Below are 18,605 nucleotides of genomic sequence, written 5' to 3' on the forward strand. Positions count from 1 at the left end.
GGATTATTTTAGCTAAAGAGGGATAGACATGATAAAACCGACAGTTTTAATTGTAGATGACGAAAGGCAAATGCGAACAATGCTTAAGCTACATCTTCGCAATAAATATGAATGGATAGAAGCTTCCAATGGTAGGGAAGCCATTGATAAAATGAAAGAGAACGATGTAAGTATTGTGTTACTAGATATTATGATGCCGGAATTAGATGGGATGGAAGCATGTAAGAAGATGAAGGAAATGAGACCAGATGTACCTATCATCTTATTGACCGCATTAAATGATACATCACAAAAGGTAGAAGGGTTAAACATTGGTGCAGATGATTATATCGTCAAGCCATTTGAGCCAGAAGAGCTGATTGCACGTATGAAAGTACAGCTCAGACATTTTTCCCATACAAAGGAAAAGACGACGAATCAGCAGGTAAACTTTGCAGAATGGTCTATTGATCCTCAAGCTAGATCTGTGAAGGTAAAAGGAAATGACCTGAAGTATAGCCCAAAAGAATTCGATCTTCTATACTTGCTTGCCTCCCATCCAAATCGCGTATATACGAGGGAACAATTATTGGATATGATTTGGGGAATGGATGAGATTGTCGATATAAGAACAGTGGATTCACACGTTCGCTATGTGAGAGATAAATTAAAAAAAGCAGGACTTCCTTATCAGCCAATTCAAACTATTTGGGGAGTTGGTTATAAATTTATAACGGAGGATTCCAATGAGGTTAAATAGTGTGGTTTTTAAAATTGGTGCGACGATTTTATTTTTGCAATTAATCATTTTAATTCCATTTGGATATATTGTCTTACAGCTTATTCTAAATTATTCCATTAATCAAACAGAAACACAGCTTGTGCAATTATCGGAAAAATATGCTGGGGAAATTAATGAATTAGAAGATCCTGAAAATATTCAGTTATTAGAGCATTTAACAGAAATGACGAATACAAGTGCTGTCATTGTCGATCAAGATGGTAAAATTATTACAAAGGCAAATTGGCATGATGAATTAACGAATCAAATAGTAACAGACGATCAATTACAGCATCTTCATAAAGGCGAAACAGTTATTGAGGAGGTCTCCTTTAATGGTTCTACCTATTTAAAGGTCGGTCAACCGATTGTGAAAGAAAATAAAAATGAGGAAAATGCTAGTGTGATCTTATTCTCGTCCTTTGGTTTAATCAGTAATTCTATTCATAATATTATCATCCTCGTAATTTTAGCAAGTCTAGGTGCAATTGGTCTGGCAATAGGCTTTACTATCTTTATTTCCAAAAAAATTGGTGGTCCACTAATAGCTATGGAGAAAGTCGCAAAACAAATAGCGGAGAAAAAAGATTTCTCTCGAAAAGTAGACTATCAAGCAAATGATGAGATTGGATCACTCGCAACTGCCATAAATCATCTGTCACAAACTCTTGAGAGATATCAGACAAACAGAAATGAATTTTTTTCTAATATTACCCATGAGTTAAAAACACCATTAACCTACGTAAAGGGATATGCTAATGCAGTAAGACATGAAATGTACCAATCAGAAGAAGAAAAACAAGAGTTTCTTGAAATTATTGAAAATGAAGCAGACCATATTAGTAATTTAATGGATGATTTAACCGATTTATCCAAAATTGAAGAGGGTAAAATTGATTTAAACAAGGAAGCATTTAATCTCAATATGCTAGCAGAAGAAATGATGCGTCGTTCACAATTTAGAGCGAATCAAAAGGGTTTAAAGCTAAATGTCCATACACCGAATACCCCTCTTCACTTATATGCAGATAAGAATCGGATGGAGCAAATTTTTACTAATCTTATCGAAAATGCAGTCCGTTATACAGAAAAAGGAGAAATAAAAATAGAAGTAACCGATATAGGAAATCACATTCAGGTAAAAATTATCGATACAGGTATCGGAATAAAAAAACAAGATATTCCGTTCTTATTTGAACGGTTTTATCGAGTCGATAAATCTAGATCTAGAGCAAATGGTGGAACAGGTTTAGGACTTTCGATTGTGAAGAATCTTGTGGAAATGCACGAAGGAACAATTGACTTTGATAGTGAATTAAACAAAGGAACAACAGTTACATTAACATTCCCTAAATAAATAATCGATGGAGTTCTATGGTTAGCCCCCCCTACACTTATAATAATCCTATCATTGGGTAAAATCTTACTAATGTTGTTGTGAAGGGATTGGCAAGCATGGAACTCCAATTAATCGAAGTATACATTCCTACTGACCGGTTTGAGGCATTTGAAAAAGAGATTAAGGCATATGAATATATTGAAAAATGGCATCACCAAGTCTCTAAGCAAGTACAACTAGTGAAAATAGTCCTTAATAAAAAACAAACAGAGGAAATCCTTGATTTTCTTGAAGTGAATGATGATCAAACAAATGAATTGAAAGTAATTCTATACAACATCTCCACCTATTTACCCCGAATAAAACAAGAAGTTGCTCCAAATGAAAAGGAAGAAGAAAATAGAGAAATCGCTCGAGCGAGTAGGCACGAGTTATATAATGTAGTTCAATCTTCTAGTAGAATCAACTTGAATTACATTTGGTTACTTATTTTATCAGCTATTGTAGCAACTGCAGGAATTGTCAAAGACAGTGCTGCTATTGTTATTGGTGCAATGGTGATTGCTCCCTTAATTGGACCATTTACTGCTATTGCATTTTCTTCCATCCTAGGAGATTATCAAATAATAAAAAAAGCTGTTACAACTGCGCTACTCGGTCTTGTAATTCCTATTAGTATTGCCATCTTATTTGGAGTCATCTTTCCATTACCAAGCCAAAGTAGAGAATTTCTAGCTCGAACGAATATTGAATTAATGGATATCGTTGTGGCCATTGCAGCAGGTGCCGCTGGCGCGTTGTCTTTTGCAAGAAGAGTATCGGAGGCGCTTGTAGGCGTTATGGTATCTGTGGCATTACTTCCCCCAGCTATTGTATTCGGGATGATGATTGGTTCTGCAGCGTTTGAAGAAGCTGTTACCCCTATTTTGTTATTACTAGTCAATATTAGTGCCATCTTACTTTCTGCTATTATTATTTTTTGGATTAGTGGAATCGAACCGAACAATTGGAGTGACCTTCAAGCTGCCTATACTTCTAAAAAATATGCACTGCTTTTTGTAAGTATTGTTATCCTCATCTTAGCTACTGTCATTTACTTTATAAATTTTTAATATCCATTGTAAAGAAAAATTTACAAAATATAGCCTTGTCGATTAATGTATCTATTAGTAGAATGAGAACTAACTATTTCATTTTAAGGAGGCTTTATGAAAAAAAATTTACAAAACTATCTTAATATTTTATGGATCGCGACAAGATTGGGATTCACCTCCTTTGGTGGGCCGATCGCACACCTCGGTTATTTTCACGAGGAATACGTGCGTCGTAAAAAATGGCTAGATGAAAAAAGCTATGCAGATTTAGTGGCACTATGCCAGTTCTTACCAGGACCAGCTAGTAGTCAAGTTGGTATTGGGATTGGAATGATACGTGGAGGTATCTTAGGTGGAATTTTTGCATTTATCGGATTTACTTTACCTTCCGTTATAGTCCTTATGTTATTCGCGCTTGCGCTCCATCAATTCTCTTTTTATGATGCAAGCTTTATTCACGGTTTAAAAATTGTGGCAGTTGCTGTAGTAGCACATGCTATTATGGGTATGGGTACGAAGCTAGCACCAGATCTTTCGAGAAAAGCCATTGCACTTATAGCGCTCATTATCATGGTTGCATGGCAATCCACTTTAACTCAGGTTGCTATTATTCTAATGGCAGCATTGATTGGTTTACTTTTTTTTAAGAAGAAGGATACAACCGAATCTACCTTTACTTCCTTAGTGTTATCCAAGAAAACAGGACTATTTAGTATTATACTATTTTTTTTATTCTTGCTCATTCTCCCTATCTTTAGTCAATTAACGAATTGGCAGTGGTTAGCTATGTTTGATAGCTTTTATCGCTCAGGTGCATTAGTTTTTGGCGGCGGTCATGTTGTTTTACCACTACTTGAGCAAGAATTTGTACCTACAGGTTGGCTTACAGAACAAGAATTTCTTGCAGGATACGGAGCAGCCCAGGCAGTTCCTGGACCATTATTTACTTTTGCCGCTTATTTAGGGACTGTTATCAACGGGATTCCGGGAGGACTACTAGCTACATTTTCCATCTTTTTACCTGCATTCCTACTTATTATTGGGGCATTACCATTTTGGCATGCATTAAGGCATGTGAAGGCTATACAGGGTGCTTTAATTGCTGTTAATGCAGCGGTTGTCGGAATATTAATTGCAGCCTTCTATCAGCCTATTTGGACAAGTACCATCACCTCAGGTAAGGATTTTATTCTCGCCGTCATCTTGTTTAGCTTGTTAGCTTTCTGGAAATTGCCTTCATGGATAATTGTCATAATCGGACTAATCGGTGGCATGCTATTACCATATCTACCCTTTTAGCAAATCTTATCATACTTATGAAAATGGTGTTGAAGATTTTAAACTTTTCTTGCACCATTTTTTATTAAGTATTATAATATGAATATATGTTCATATATTATATTATGGAGGTATTCTTATGGGACATTCACATGATCACGGTCATGGACACCACCATCATACGAATAATAAAAAAGCTTTAATGCTTAGCTTTTTTATCATTTTTGGTTATATGATCGTGGAAATAATTGGAGGATTATTAACGAATAGTCTTGCACTTTTATCTGATGCAGGACATATGTTCAGTGACGCATTTGCCTTAGGATTGAGTTTATTTGCATTTAAATTAAGTGAACGGATGGCAAGTCCATCTAAAACATTTGGCTATAAACGATTTGAGATAGTGGCAGCCTTTATCAATGGAATAACGCTTATTGCGATTTCTGTTTATATCTTTTGGGAGGCATATCATCGTTTCTTAGAACCTCCTACTGTTAGTCCGACAATGCTTTGGATCGCTATTGTTGGTTTTGTAGTCAATATTGTGGTTGCATTAATTTTGATGCTTAGTGGTGATACAGAAGATAATCTGAATATGAAAAGTGCTTTTCTACACGTATTAGGAGACCTTCTTGGATCTGTCGGAGCCATTGTAGCTGGAGTGCTAATTTTATTTTTTGATTGGTATTTAGCAGATCCTATAGCAAGTATTTTAGTAGCCATCCTCATTTTAATAAGTGGCTTTCGTGTGACAAAAGATTCAATTCACATCTTAATGGAAGGCACACCGATCAATGTTTCTTTTGAAAAGGTGGAAAATTCACTAGTAAAAATAGATGGTGTCATAAGTATTCATGATTTGCATCTTTGGACGATCACCTCTAATTTTCCTGCATTTAGCTGTCACATGATCGTTGAAAGGGAAGTCAACCGTGATGAACTATTGAAAAAAGCTTCGAAAATCTTACATGATCAGTTTGGAATTCACCACTCTACGATCCAGATAGAAGGTATTGACGCAAATATTGAGAACCATGAAGATAGCTGTAACTAAAGGAGGCAAACAGAGCAATGACTGAAAGCAAATATGAAGAACTTGATGAAGAAACGCTTTTCCTTGTGTCACAAACCTTTAAAGCACTTGCAGATCCAACTAGAATTCGTATTTTACATCTTTTATTTGAACAGGAGCTATCTGTTTCAAACATTGCTACTACCCTAGAACTAAATCAATCAAATGTTTCACACCAATTGCGCTTCTTAAAAAATTTACGTCTGGTTAAATATCGTCGCGATGGAAAAACAGTCTATTACTCTCAGGATGATGAGCATGTTATGAAGATATTACAGCAATCCATCGATCACGCCTGTCATCATTAAAGCTTTAATGCTTTGAATAAGGTTGTGGCAGTACTAAAGCCATCCAAAAGTTTAAATAAAAACATTTGGATGGCTACAATCTTTTAAACACACGTAAATGAATCAATACGTTCTAGATCTATACCAAAGTATATCCAATTAAATCCAGTCCATCGATAACCAGCTACTGATCGTCTCCCAACAAAAGTTGGATAAAACCAAAAGCCTTGGAAACGATTGAGCCAAATATACGTATATCGATATAAACAACCTCTTATTCCGCCTGGATCAACCGCTTTTACTTGTGGTCCTCCTAATGCTTGTGGCTGCTGTGGGATCTGCTGAGGTGGTGGTCCTAATGGAGCTCCACCAGGTGCTGCTTGTGGTGGAGGTCCAGGAGGTGCTTGCCCTTGACCTGATCCTGGGAATCCAGGGAATCCCGGAAAGCCTCCGCCAGGAAAGAAAGGAAACTGCCGATCCTGATAAACCAAATTACCATGATGATCATATACTTCAGAGTGAGATGGATACATATATTCCACTATTATAACCTCCTATCTCTTACACTATATGATGTAAAACAAAATAGGCAATTTGTCCATCACAAGATTCTCGGTCAAGTCCATGGCAGTTCGATATAAAGATGGTGCTCTAACTCTTTTCCTTCCACAGTATAGCCTTTATCTATTTTCATCTTTCCAGCTGATAAACCATTGAATTTCGCATAATCATACATTGCTCCAAAGGTGTTAGCGATATTTTCTCGTTTACCATTGTGAAGATGATACAAATAGTTTTTCTCTGGTATCGTTATCCTTTTCATATCACTTGGAATTTGACTTTCTCCTTCCATTTCTACACAAATAAACTGAGTATAAACCCCGTTCTCTTCATAAAGACTAATATCCATCATTACATCCGTTTTTCTGTTCTCTATCTCTGGCAACCTTTTTTTAAAATGCTCCCATTTCAGTGGCATCTCACGATGAAGTCCTTCCCAATTACTTTCGACAGTGATTCCTATTGCATGAAATTCTGGTAATTTAATCTTTTCCATATGTTTACCTCCGTTTACATTAGCTTATTAGTTCTATTATTCGATAAACGGAGACATATTCCTGCTTGAAAAGCCGAGAAAGCTCATTATGGAAAATAGCAATATATAATTCTTCTAGGCTAAAATATTATAAATACTTCTTTACTACTTTTGTTTCATGACAGGAAAAAAGGCTATCCCTGCCCTCCATAACCGTTTCTAAATGAACATCCCGCCCCCAGAGCCGATAAATATAGGGAAGCGTCTTTTCCAAATATTTTATATCTAATTCCTGACCTTCAAAATGGTGTTTTAAATAAAGCTCCCCATTTCTTGAATAATCCCCATTTTCTACTGTAATATATGGAAAACCACCATTTAATCGATCAGAAATCAGCTGGTCTCTTACCTCCTCCCAATTTTTATCAACTATCTTGTATTGGTGGTTTTGTTTCTGGAATAAATATAAATCTTCACGATCGACTAAATCCTTGGTTAAATAGTTTCGCATAAAAGAGATATCAGACTCTATTTCACGAACTTCAAATATTTTCTCACGACCTGTACCTGGCTTTATTCCCATCTTCTTCATTTCTTCTGTTGGATTATTGTAACGCGATTCTATATCCTCTAGAATCCTCACCCCGAGATAATACGGATTAATATGAGTTTTGGAAGGCTGAACCACGCTCGCATTTAATGAAGCAAACTCAATTATTTCATCACTCGTTAAGTCTAGTTCTCTTAAAATCCTTTGGTGCCAGAAAGTGGCCCAACCTTCATTCATGATTTTCGTTTCGAGCTGTGGCCAAAAATAGAGCATTTCTTCCCTCATCATTGTTAAAATATCTCGCTGCCAATCGTCCAATTCCTTGCTATGTTCCTCAATAAATAACAATAAATCCTTCTCAGGTTCTGGTGGAAAGGGTTTTTTCCGCTTTGGTTGGTTTGACGATTTATTTTCGGTGTCTTTATCTAGCTCCCATAGATCATCATAAGCTGTGATTCTAGGCTTTTGTACATTCTCCTCTTGATCCTTTTCCCAATTCAGCTTTGCTTTTAGCAATGTTGGATCAATATGCTCCTGAATGGCAAGTACTGCATCTAAAAATTGTTCCACTTCCTTAATTCCGTATTGTTTTTCATATCCATTAACCCTTTCAGCAGTTGCAGCCATGCTCTCCACCATATCCCGTTTCGTATTTTGGAAGCGAATATTATTTTTGAAAAAGTCACAGTGGGCCAACACATGTGCAACAATTAATTTATTTTGGATTAGTGAATTGGAATTTAGTAAAAAAGCATAACAAGGGTTCGAATTAATGACAAGCTCATATATTTTACTCAAACCGAGATCGTATTGAAGCTTCATCCGATGGAACTGCTTACCAAAACTCCAATGGGAAAATCGGGTTGGCATCCCATATGCCCCAAAAGTATAGAGTATTTCTGGTGGACAAATTTCATACCTCATCGGATAAAAATCTAGGCCAAATTCTTCGGCTACTTCTGTAATTTCACTGATAGCCGCTTCTAACTGCTTTTTTTCCTCACTCTTCAAAGCATCTACACCCCCAACTAACGATTGTTATAGTATATGAAAGAATGCTAAAAAAAGGACATCTGATTCCAGATGTCCTTGATCTACTATATATTTTTATTACAACACTAACTATTAGTCTGGGACGTACGAGCTTCTGCTGATGGAAATCTCTCTTAATGTCAATTATTAGTGTATTAATCCTAATCTTAAGCTAATTTACCAAATTTATCTTTGCATTTACCATTTGTTAAGCTGTAGCCTTTAATATGAAAGCCTTTATTTTTCAAAAAGCGAATGGCTACATTTTTTTCAAGATGATCAGATGCAATGATATGAAGAGAACGTCGTGGTATTTCCTGATAATACCGATGCAAATAAGGCACAGGCATGACCACTGCATCATGAATCTTGTCATTGGAAGCCTGCTGATAATCACGAATATCCAATAATACATTCTCCATCGAATCTTCCTTATGAAAATCAAGGCAAGGAATTCCTTTTATTGGAACATATCTAACGTATAACCATTGAACGATCAAAGCCAATATAGCCAATCCAATAATTGCTGTTATCAGCATTTTCTTATTCCTCCAAATTCATAGAAGAGCTTAGATTTTAACAAAACATAAGACATTACATATCGTATAAATTTACTGTTAAATTGTCAAGCTTTTCCTTTTTTGAAAATTTTATTGGCTTACTTTTTCCCAATATGTTGCGATGGTTTGCATACCCTTCTCAAAATGATCTACAGGAAAGCTTTCATTTGGAGAATGCAAGCGATCTTCTGGTGTTCCAAACCCTAGTAATACAACAGGAATATGATAAATACTATCAAGCCATTCAACTACAGGAATGGAACCACCCATTCGAACATAAACTGCTTCTTTTCCAAACGTCTCCTCAAAGCTTTCTGCTGCCTTTTTCATTAATGGATGATTAGGATCGACTCGATATGCCTTTGCAGATAGAGGTTCTTTTTTTATTTCTGCTGTAACTCCTTCTGGTAGATGATTCTCTATATGCTTAATGAGTAAATCCTGAATTTCCTGAGGTTCTTGTCCTGGTACTAAACGACAAGTCAATTTAGCGGTTGCGGTTGCTGGAATAATAGTTTTCGTACCTTCTCCCTGATATCCACTATATAATCCATTGATCTCCAGTGTTGGTCGGGCCATTGTATGTTCTTTTGCCGTAAATCCTTTTTCAGAAACCGTTCCTCTTGCTCCAGTCGTTGTAGCATAATCTTCACTAGGCGCTTGCGCCATGAGTTCCCTTTCCTCTTCTGTTAATTCTTCTACTTGATCGTAAAATCCATTTACCAATACGACTTCCTCTAAGTTCTTCATTGATGCTAAGACATGAGCCATCGCCATCGCTGGATTCCTTATTGCTCCACCATACATACCGGAATGCAAATCACTATCAGGTCCTTTTATCGTAAACTCAAGACCCGTAAATCCTTTTAATCCATAAAGAATAGTCGGTTGATCATTGTCCACCATGCCAGAATCAGAAATAACAGCAAAATCTGCTTGGAACTGGTCTTTTTTTTCATTTAACCGTTCATAAAGGTTCGCACTTCCAATCTCTTCTTCCCCTTCAATGCAGATCTTTACATTGATAGGTAGCCTTTCTTTTGTTTGAAGATAGGCTTTAAATACTGCTAAATGCATAAAGACTTGCCCTTTATCATCACTTGCACCGCGAGCGTAAATTCTCCCATCTCTAATTTCTGGAGAAAATGGTTCACTTTTCCACTCATGAAGAGGCTCAGCAGGCTGTACATCATAATGACCATAGAACAAGACAGTTGGCGCATTATCACTTGCTTCTAACCATTCTGCATATACTAACGGATGTCCTTTTGTTTCTTGAATCTCCACTTGATTAAATCCTGCTTCTTTTAAATAGCCTGCAACAAATGTTGCTGCATCCTTCACATCTTTTTTATATGTCGAATCTGTACTTACACTTGGAATTTTTAAGAACTTTAATAATTGATCGAGATTTTCTTGTTGATGTTCGTTCAAATACTTGATGACTTGTTCATCCAATCTACTCAATCCCTTCCTTTTCTATCCATTTCATAGTGTAACACGGATGATACAGAACATTCATGTTTTTTGCACTATAAAATAGCAAAAAACCATCCTTCCTAAGAAGAATGGTTCTTAAACTATACTAAAGCTTGAGATAAATCCTCGATTAGATCTTCGATATCCTCTATTCCAATGGACAAACGGATTAAACCGTCTGTGATACCTAGTTCCTCTCGTCGATCTTTCGGAATAGATGCATGGGTCATTCTAGCTGGTATCGAAATTAAGCTTTCCACTGCACCTAGACTTTCGGCTAAGGTAAAATATTTTACTTTACTTAAGACTTGATCAGCTTTTTCACTACTTCCTACATCAAATGCAATCATACCACCGTATCCAGCTGCCTGTTTACTTGCAAGCACATGGTCCTGATGCTGCTTAAGACCTGGATAATATACTTTCGTAACATTCTCGTGCTGATCTAAGAAAGTAGCGATTTTATTAGCATTTTTCTCAATAGCTTCCATACGTAGTCCTAAGGTTTTGATTCCACGTAGTAATAACCAAGAATCCTGCGGTCCTAATATTGCTCCAGCAGAGTTTTGGATGAAATGAATCCTCTCTGCTAGTTGATCATCCTGGACAACCACTAAACCTGCCACAACATCACTATGTCCCCCAATGTATTTTGTTGCACTATGAAGAACAATGTCTGCTCCAAAGTCAAGTGGTAATTGAATGTAAGGTGTGGCAAAGGTATTATCTACCACAAGAAGTAAATCATGCTTCTCTGCCAATTGCTTCATTTTATTTAAATCAGTGACTTTTAATAAAGGATTTGTTGGTGTTTCTATATAGAGAATTTTTGTGTTCGGTTGAATTGCCTTTTCCACTACATTTGGATCACTTGTATCCACGAAGCTATGGGTTAAATTCATATGGTTTAACACTTTTGTTGTTAATCGGTAGGTTCCCCCGTAAACATCATCCGTTAAGACAACATGATCCCCAGCCTTTAGCAGCATCATAACCGCATTAATTGCTGCCATTCCTGATGCAAACGCAAAGCCATGAGTACCATTTTCTAGTTCAGCTATAACCGTTTCAAGAGCGTGTCTTGTCGGATTTCCCGTTCTTGAATATTCATACCCCGTATGCTTTCCTGCTTCAGGTTGCTTGTACGTACTCACTTGGTAAATAGGGACAGAAACTGCACCCGTCCTTTCATCTCCGGTTATACCACCATGAACCATTTTCGTTTTTCTTCTCATTTTCTCCACCTCAATCAAATGAATAGATCTCTTTACTTAGATAACGTTCACTACTATCTGGGAAAATGGTGACAATATTACTGCCTTTTCTCGCGTTTTGAGCTTCTGTTAATGCTGCACACATTGCTGAACCAGAGGAGCTACCTACAAGCAACCCTTCCTTCAACGCCAGTTTCTTTACCATTTTAAATGCATCATCATCATTTATAGTATAAATTTGATCAAAATAAGAACGATCCATATATTCGGGGAGGAATTCCATCCCTATCCCTTCCGTTTTGTGGGGGCCTGGCTTCCCGTTAGCAATAACTGATCCTTCAGGCTCAACAATTACGGTCTTAATATTAGGGTCTTTGTCCTTAAAATATCGCGCAGAACCCATAAAAGTTCCACCAGTACCTGCGCCGGCTACAAAAACGGAAATATTCCCATCTAACTCTTGATAAATTTCTGGTGCGATTGATTTGTAATAAGTGTCTGGGTTCGCTGGATTAGCAAATTGCTGAACAGTATAACTATTCGGAATCTCCTTTAATAGCTGATTCGTTTTCTCGATTGCACCTTGCATACCCTTTGCTTTAGGTGTATGCACAATTTCTGCCCCTAAAGCTCGCATAAGCAATTGTTTTTCTTGGCTAAAATGCTCAGGTACACAAAATATAATGTGAAAACCTTTATTTACAGCAGCTAAAGCAATACCAATACCTGTATTACCAGCGGTCGGTTCAATAATCGTTCCACCTTGCTTTAATTCCCCAGATCTAATAGCTTGATTTATCAAATACAAGCCTAATCGATCTTTTATGCTACCACCAGGGTTAAAAAACTCTAATTTCGCAAAAAGTCTCACATCATCTGGGAGATCAAAGTTGGTGATTTCTAATAATGGTGTGTTTCCAATCAATTGCTGTATATTCCTATAAAGTGTCAACGTTAATCCCTCTTATTCAGCAAAAACAATATGCCATTCATCTTTACCTTCTAACATTTTTTTGGCGATGTCCTTCGCACCTTCTAGGCTATGATTAGCAGCCCAACCACATTGAACTTCATTACATGCTGGAACTTCTGTAGCATTTAGCACATCATGTAATGTTTTTTCTAATGCATCAACTACATCATCAAAGTTATCATTGTTAAGAATAGATAAATAAAATCCTGTTTGACATCCCATTGGACTAATATCTAATACATTATCAATATGGTTACGTATATTCTCAGCCATTAAATGCTCAATAGAGTGTAGTCCTGCCATTTCCATGTGGTCTTTATTTGGTTGACGGAAACGAATATCATATTTGTACACTTTATCACCATTTTGACCGGTAGTGACTCCGACAAGTCTCACATATGGCGCCTTTACTTTTGTATGATCTAGATTAAAGCTTTCTACATTCATTTTTTTAACCAAGTTAAACACTCCTTTTTCATTGTTTTCTTGCCATAATTAACCAAACATATTTGTTACACTGCTTTGCCTCAAATTGAAATCCATTTTGTGTAAATAGGACCTTTAAATCTTGAAGAAAAGGATAATATTCTGTTTGTAAATCATGTAATAAGTCCGTATATTCATTTGCTTCTGCTTCCTGATGAAGTTTTTGCTTCGCTGCTTGATTCTTATATACCGTATCAGCAAATACTATACGACCATTGTCTGCCAGTATTTCATAGAACTGTGTGATTGCCTTATTCTTTTCTTCATCTGTTAAATGATGAAAGGCATAGGTACTCACGATCGTATTGATTTCAACAGCTGGTTTATGATATTGAAGAAAATCTCCGTCTTTAATATCTAATTGTGGAAATTTCTTTTGAGCAAGCTCTCTCATTGGATCTGAAGGCTCAATGCCAAACACGGTGTGGCCTTTTGCGATGAGCTTTGCCGAAAGGTTCCCTGTCCCAACCCCAAATTCTAATACATTCCCTACCGTGAGCTTTGCCACTTCATTTAGTATTGTATCATATCCTTCGAATACATCTCTATATTGAGGGTCATTTCCAGTCACTGCATCATCATAGGAAGACGCCCATTCTTCAAATACATCCAAAAATTCTCTCCCCACTTTAAACCCTCCGTCAATATTATTTAATTCATACTATTTTACTCTGTTTTATCGGAATTGTTACCACTATATCATAAATAAGTAGAATATGCAAAAAAAGAACAGGTATCCATGTTCGGTACCTGTCCTTATATATAAATAATTAGGAAGCTTCTTCTTGCTCAGGAAAAACTCGATTTAACATATTTCCAATTCGATTAAAAAAGCCTTCCACTGGCTCGCCAGCATCTAAATCTTGTGCATAACGATCAGCTAAATCGAAGAAGTCTGGATTTGTAGTAATATACACATTATCGATATCTTTATTAACAGATTTCACAATATCGGTAATCTGTTTTCGGACTTTATCACTAATTTCGTTCCCTGTTTCACTTGTATCATTTCCATCTTTGTTCCAAGATGCAGCAACATAAGCATTGTTTTCAGTCGTTAATACATATACGCGATTAATTTCTGGAAGTTCTTCCTTAATACGATCCTGTGCTTTTTCTGCGACTTCATAATTGTCGGACTCTTGATTAGTATTTTGGTTATTGTTATTCGTCCCATTATTACCATTATAGCCAGGGTTTTGATTATTCATAAAGCTACCTGGATCTCGACCTTCTTGGTTTTGATATTGATCATTTGGTCCATGACCTCTGTTTATATCTCTATCGTTCATTGGATCATCAGAGGTCTGATTATATCCAATTGGCCTAGTATTATTATTTACATCATTATTACCTTGTCCGTAATCATTATTACCACAAGCAGCTAAAGAAATTGTCGTAGCACATGTGATGGCTAGAGCAGTTCTTTTCCAATTCATGACATTCCCTCCTTTTCATCAGAATTATCATTATTATTTGTTGAAAAATAAAGGTTTATCCTTGTATTCCATATAAAAATCTTGGAAAATCCACCATAAAAACTGATGGTTTCACAACCTAGAAGTCGTGCATACTATGTATAAAGCGAGACTTTCCAACGGTTTGGGCATGTCGGACCTGCCATGATCACGACGATGAGGTGTTTTTCTTCCATTCATCCTCTACTGTTGGTTAGCAAAAATTCACATGAATAATTATCGCCTATATTAACTCTTAATTTTGGATTATTGGGCGGTATGGAAATGATAAAACGAAGAATCCCCTCCACTAGATGAAATAAAAAGGTAAGAAAGGGGAATGAATGGTGCAAAATATAGACTATGACAAAGCTTTATACTTTACTTTATGGGGGCATTGGGACGATTTGTTAGTCTTAATGGTTCGAACAAATGATGATTTACTTGCAAAAAAAATTGAACAATTTCTCCACGCCTATCATTACCCTATTTCAAGGGAATGGTTATCGATGACACATGAAGAATTGTTACACTATATAGATCATGCCTTACTAAGCCAAATGACGGTAAAGTGAGACTTCCATCAAGGGGGTGATTTTTCCCCCTTGATGGTTAGCGAAACTTACCAGGATGTTTAGCGACCGTTTCCTCCTTAACTTCCTTGAGCTTCTCCATTTTTAAGGAGGATTACGGACGCTTTACGCTGTGGTAAAGTGAGACTTCCATCAAGGGGGTGATTTTCCCCCCTTTATGGTTAGCGAAACTTACCAGGATGTTTAGCGACCGTTTCCTCCTTAACTTCCTTGAGCTTCTCCATTTTTAAGGAGGATTACGGACGCTTTACGCTGTAATTAAAAGAAAGTGGCCACTAATTTGGTCACTTTCTATTTCTCATACATATAAAATTAAATTATGATGACATGACTGAAAACCATTCACAATCTGAACGGTTAGGAACAAATAAAGATTATGGATATGCCCTTCTCGAATTAGGAGCAGCGTTTGATTTTCCATTCTTTGCATTATGATTAGCTTTGGAATTAAATTTTTTTTCTTGTTTCTTCTTGTTGACATTTGGTCGACTTTCTTGTTTCTTTTGATTAGCTTTTTGCTTCTTATGGTTGTCTTTACTTTGACTGATCTGTTTAGTATAGCTATTGTTTTGGTTCACACGGCTTTTTTTCTTCGCATGCTCAGGTATTCGTTCGTTTATTGTATCTTTAACTTTGTTTTGGCTCATTGCAAGACCAGGCTTCTGGGAGTTCTGCCCCTTTATTGCGTTATTTTCCCTTGCTTGATCATTAGCTTGTGGAGGTAACAGAGTGGCAACAGAATCGTTTGTTTCTTTACTTTTTTCGCTTTCAACAGGTACAGGATCGCTATCGTCTTCGTCTTCCTCTAGATGATCTTGGTAAAAATTATGAATAAGTTCTTCTTCTTCTTCATCCAAATCAGGAAGTGACTCCTCATTCTCCTCTACCGAAGATGTCGAAATAGCCGTTGCCTCTTTCTCTAGTTCCTGTGCCGCAACCTCATTCATTGACTTTTGTTCTTTTTGAGCCTCGTTTCTAATTGCTTCCTTTACCTCATATATCGCCATCTCATGTTGATTCTCCCCATAATACTGATTAAGTTCATCCATCATATTCTTCTCATTTTTTTGATGAAGATAACTAATCGCCATTAAAACAGGAGAATCATTGGAAAGTTCAAAAGTATTTTGGGATAATTCAATAATTTTTTCAGATACTATAAAAAATGATTTGTTTTGCCAATTAATTTGACTAACAACCTGCTTTGCATCTTCATTTAGCGCCTCTAATTTCAAAACTTGAAAGTTTTGGTCAATCGACACATTGATACTTGGATTAATATCAATGCTTACTACTGCGTATACGTCTTCCTTCGAAACCCATAAATATATAGGACTTAAAAGTAAAACACATATAATGGCCATTGTAGCGATTTTGAACGGTACTCCTCTAAATAGTGGCAATATATGATCCCATATGTAGGATTTAGATTTAAATTGGATTTCCATCCCAATTTCTTCCTTTTGTAATGGCCTAACCTTGTGGAACAATCCTTGCCTGTCCATGACAATGGAATACCTTTTTTTATGTTCCACAATAATACCTTTTTTCACGGATCTACCCCCTCAAGGTATTCTCTCAAGTAAACGAAATCACCAGTTAAGATGATAAAAATAGTCAGAATATATTTTCTGTTTCTTTCTAGTGTTTTCTTACTTACTGGAACTTCCTTTAGTAATTTTTTTATTGGAACCCTTTTCTTAGTCAATACATATTCCCTTAAGGCTTCTTTTTTCGCTAGAATATTCGCAGCAAACATTGCTGATTCCCTTGCATCCTGGTGTTTCGGTGAAATAAGCGTTAATTCTTGAAACGTTATTTTATATGCTTTTAATTGCCTCGTTAATTCTAGTATTTCCTGTTGTCGGTTCCATGCATCCATCTTTAATTGATGAATACGTGTTGCTTCTTTAATCTCTTGAGGTGTCTGATTAAATTCTGTTTCCTCCATGTTTTCAAGGGATGGAACAATATACTGCCTTTTTTCTTTTCTTATATAATCAATTACTTTTCGCTTAATAATCACCTGCGAAAAAGCGAGAAAAGACGTTCCTTTTTCTCTTGAATACATATTCATAGCATCATGGAAGGCAATCATACCGATACTGAATTCATCATCACTCGATTGTTCAATATACCTTTTACATACTTCGGATACACATTTCGCGATAAAAGGCTGATATGCTTTAATTATATCATTCTTTAGCTGCTCATCACCTCTTTGTATCATTTCGATCTGATCTTCTAATGTTATTTCATTTGCTAACTGGTTCTCTAGCATTGTAGATCACCACCAGCATTTATAATTTTCGCTATATTTATATTATTTTTGGCTGTATTATCCATAATATTTTTGAGAATGTTATCTAGTTGTTTATATTGTAACAATTTTCATTCACCAACTTTTAATAAAAACTTTACACTGTTCTAGTTTAATTGATAACAAAGTTACAGTGCTACCATGCTTTCATTACAAATCATTAAATTTCATTTTCAAAACCTAGTATAAAAGTCACGTTGCGGTAAAACACTCGATATCTTTATGAAAATTTACCTACCTAACCGGTAATTGGTTGTTAATTTCTTCTATTGGAATTGCTAGACCTACTTTACTATACTGTTCGTGATTTATCGTTGCGAATACGACACCTATTACTTCTCCTGCTTGGTTTAATACTGGACTACCACTATTTCCTCTATACACAGGGGCATTTAACATATACACAGGGGTATTCCAATCTGTTAGTTGTGTTGTCCCAATAATTTGGCCCTTATTGGCAATTCCATTAAAACGTAGTGGATTTCCGATAAATAAGACATTCTGATAATCTTTTTCTGTCACTTTATCCGCTAAACGAAGAAATGGTAGCTTCTCCCCGTCTATTTTCAATAAAGCAATATCTATTTCTGGTAAAGCCTTGACTACTTCTGCATGATAAAGCCCTTGTTTTTCAAAAGCTACAGTTATAGTCGGCTGTGATTCTATGACATGATAATTCGTTAAGATATACCCATTTTCAGAAATAGCAAAACCTGTTCCCTTGTTGTTTTCTCCTTCGATAACAACAACTGCTTCGCGATATTGGTTCACTTGGTCGTCTTGCATTAATATAGTGGAGGTTCTAATAAAATCAATGGCGGGTATGGAGAAGGTCTGTGGAAAAATAGCGATAACCTGGATAAACATGGCGATAACAATAGACATTAATGCCCATTTTGGAATATGAAGTGTTCTTTTCTTTTTTTCGTTTTGCTCTTCTTTTTCTAATAATTGTCGTCGTTCTTCTTCTAATAATTCGAGCATTTCTTCGGCACTCAGTTCTTCATACAAATCCTCATCTATGATATCCCATTCCTTGTCATCCGAATTTCGCATTACATCACCCACCTTACAC

The 18,605-nt window shown here is 36.3% G+C and carries 20 protein-coding genes; 7 read left to right on the forward strand and 13 right to left on the reverse strand.

Annotated features, from left to right (window positions below; translation table 11 throughout):
* Positions 1-28 precede the first annotated feature (28 nt).
* The 6 genes from ACZ5R4_RS07425 to ACZ5R4_RS07450 all read left to right on the forward strand — a co-directional run bounded on the left by ACZ5R4_RS07425 (position 29) and on the right by ACZ5R4_RS07450 (position 5,851).
* Positions 29-739: a response regulator transcription factor gene (locus ACZ5R4_RS07425; RefSeq protein ID WP_464368277.1), complete on the forward strand. Its 711-nt coding sequence runs from the start codon at positions 29-31 to the stop codon at positions 737-739.
* Positions 726-2,117, forward strand: a complete 1,392-nt coding sequence (locus ACZ5R4_RS07430) for a sensor histidine kinase (protein WP_277678132.1) — start codon at positions 726-728, stop codon at positions 2,115-2,117. Before ACZ5R4_RS07425 ends, ACZ5R4_RS07430 begins: the two co-directional genes overlap by 14 nt.
* 98 nt (positions 2,118-2,215) lie before the next feature.
* Positions 2,216-3,211, forward strand: a complete 996-nt coding sequence (locus ACZ5R4_RS07435; protein WP_109985533.1) for a TIGR00341 family protein — start codon at positions 2,216-2,218, stop codon at positions 3,209-3,211.
* Positions 3,212-3,307: 96 nt separating this feature from the next.
* On the forward strand, positions 3,308-4,492 hold the full coding sequence (chrA, locus tag ACZ5R4_RS07440; RefSeq protein WP_464368278.1) for a chromate efflux transporter: 1,185 nt from the start codon (positions 3,308-3,310) through the stop codon (positions 4,490-4,492).
* A gap of 118 nt (positions 4,493-4,610) precedes the next feature.
* Positions 4,611-5,525 carry a cation diffusion facilitator family transporter gene (locus ACZ5R4_RS07445; RefSeq protein WP_054861359.1) on the forward strand — a complete coding sequence of 305 codons (915 nt, stop codon included), beginning with the start codon at positions 4,611-4,613 and terminating at the stop codon, positions 5,523-5,525.
* 17 nt (positions 5,526-5,542) lie between these two features.
* Positions 5,543-5,851, forward strand: a complete 309-nt coding sequence (locus tag ACZ5R4_RS07450) for an ArsR/SmtB family transcription factor (protein WP_054788511.1) — start codon at positions 5,543-5,545, stop codon at positions 5,849-5,851.
* A gap of 83 nt (positions 5,852-5,934) precedes the next feature.
* Here the strand turns inward: ACZ5R4_RS07450 and ACZ5R4_RS07455 are convergent, their stop codons facing one another.
* The 10 genes from ACZ5R4_RS07455 to ACZ5R4_RS07500 form a co-directional block, all read right to left on the reverse strand.
* Positions 5,935-6,363 (reverse strand): hypothetical protein, encoded by a 429-nt coding sequence (locus tag ACZ5R4_RS07455; protein ID WP_181397674.1) that lies wholly within the window; start codon positions 6,361-6,363, stop codon positions 5,935-5,937.
* A gap of 83 nt (positions 6,364-6,446) precedes the next feature.
* Positions 6,447-6,887, reverse strand: a complete 441-nt coding sequence (locus ACZ5R4_RS07460; RefSeq protein WP_109985536.1) for a GyrI-like domain-containing protein — start codon at positions 6,885-6,887, stop codon at positions 6,447-6,449.
* Between the two features lie 127 nt (positions 6,888-7,014).
* Positions 7,015-8,427: a SpoVR family protein gene (locus ACZ5R4_RS07465; RefSeq protein WP_464368279.1), complete on the reverse strand. Its 1,413-nt coding sequence runs from the start codon at positions 8,425-8,427 to the stop codon at positions 7,015-7,017.
* 188 nt (positions 8,428-8,615) lie between these two features.
* Positions 8,616-8,987, reverse strand: coding sequence for a rhodanese-like domain-containing protein (locus ACZ5R4_RS07470; protein WP_054861362.1), 372 nt, complete (start codon positions 8,985-8,987; stop codon positions 8,616-8,618).
* Positions 8,988-9,098: 111 nt separating this feature from the next.
* Positions 9,099-10,466 (reverse strand): dipeptidase, encoded by a 1,368-nt coding sequence (locus tag ACZ5R4_RS07475; RefSeq protein WP_464368280.1) that lies wholly within the window; start codon positions 10,464-10,466, stop codon positions 9,099-9,101.
* Positions 10,467-10,588: 122 nt separating this feature from the next.
* Positions 10,589-11,722: a bifunctional cystathionine gamma-lyase/homocysteine desulfhydrase gene (locus ACZ5R4_RS07480; protein WP_464368281.1), complete on the reverse strand. Its 1,134-nt coding sequence runs from the start codon at positions 11,720-11,722 to the stop codon at positions 10,589-10,591.
* Between the two features lie 10 nt (positions 11,723-11,732).
* Complete coding sequence (locus ACZ5R4_RS07485; protein ID WP_109985539.1) at positions 11,733-12,653, reverse strand: PLP-dependent cysteine synthase family protein; 921 nt, start codon at positions 12,651-12,653, stop codon at positions 11,733-11,735.
* A gap of 12 nt (positions 12,654-12,665) precedes the next feature.
* Positions 12,666-13,133, reverse strand: a complete 468-nt coding sequence (locus ACZ5R4_RS07490) for an S-ribosylhomocysteine lyase (protein ID WP_054861363.1) — start codon at positions 13,131-13,133, stop codon at positions 12,666-12,668.
* Positions 13,134-13,149: 16 nt separating this feature from the next.
* Complete coding sequence (locus ACZ5R4_RS07495) at positions 13,150-13,788, reverse strand: class I SAM-dependent methyltransferase (protein WP_054788514.1); 639 nt, start codon at positions 13,786-13,788, stop codon at positions 13,150-13,152.
* A 142-nt stretch (positions 13,789-13,930) separates the two neighbouring features.
* The gene (locus tag ACZ5R4_RS07500; protein ID WP_054861364.1) at positions 13,931-14,599 is read right to left on the reverse strand and encodes a YhcN/YlaJ family sporulation lipoprotein; all 669 of its coding nucleotides are present in this window, start codon (positions 14,597-14,599) and stop codon (positions 13,931-13,933) included.
* Between the two features lie 365 nt (positions 14,600-14,964).
* Here ACZ5R4_RS07500 and ACZ5R4_RS07505 point away from each other — a divergent pair, with 365 nt between their 5' ends.
* Complete coding sequence (locus ACZ5R4_RS07505; RefSeq protein ID WP_109985659.1) at positions 14,965-15,192, forward strand: YhdB family protein; 228 nt, start codon at positions 14,965-14,967, stop codon at positions 15,190-15,192.
* Between the two features lie 392 nt (positions 15,193-15,584).
* Here ACZ5R4_RS07505 and ACZ5R4_RS07510 read toward each other — a convergent pair whose 3' ends face one another.
* From ACZ5R4_RS07510 to ACZ5R4_RS07520, 3 genes are all read right to left on the reverse strand, one after another.
* Positions 15,585-16,763, reverse strand: a complete 1,179-nt coding sequence (locus ACZ5R4_RS07510; RefSeq protein ID WP_464368282.1) for an anti-sigma-I factor RsgI family protein — start codon at positions 16,761-16,763, stop codon at positions 15,585-15,587.
* Positions 16,760-17,491, reverse strand: coding sequence for an RNA polymerase sigma-I factor (gene sigI, locus ACZ5R4_RS07515; RefSeq protein WP_109985542.1), 732 nt, complete (start codon positions 17,489-17,491; stop codon positions 16,760-16,762). The genes ACZ5R4_RS07510 and sigI overlap by 4 nt, the downstream gene beginning before the upstream one ends.
* Positions 17,492-17,764: 273 nt before the next feature.
* Entirely contained in the window at positions 17,765-18,586 is an 822-nt protein-coding gene (locus ACZ5R4_RS07520) for a S1C family serine protease (protein WP_109985543.1), read from the reverse strand.
* Between the last annotated feature and the right edge of the window lie 19 nt (positions 18,587-18,605).

The organism is Gracilibacillus sp. JCM 18860 (assembly GCF_055395245.1).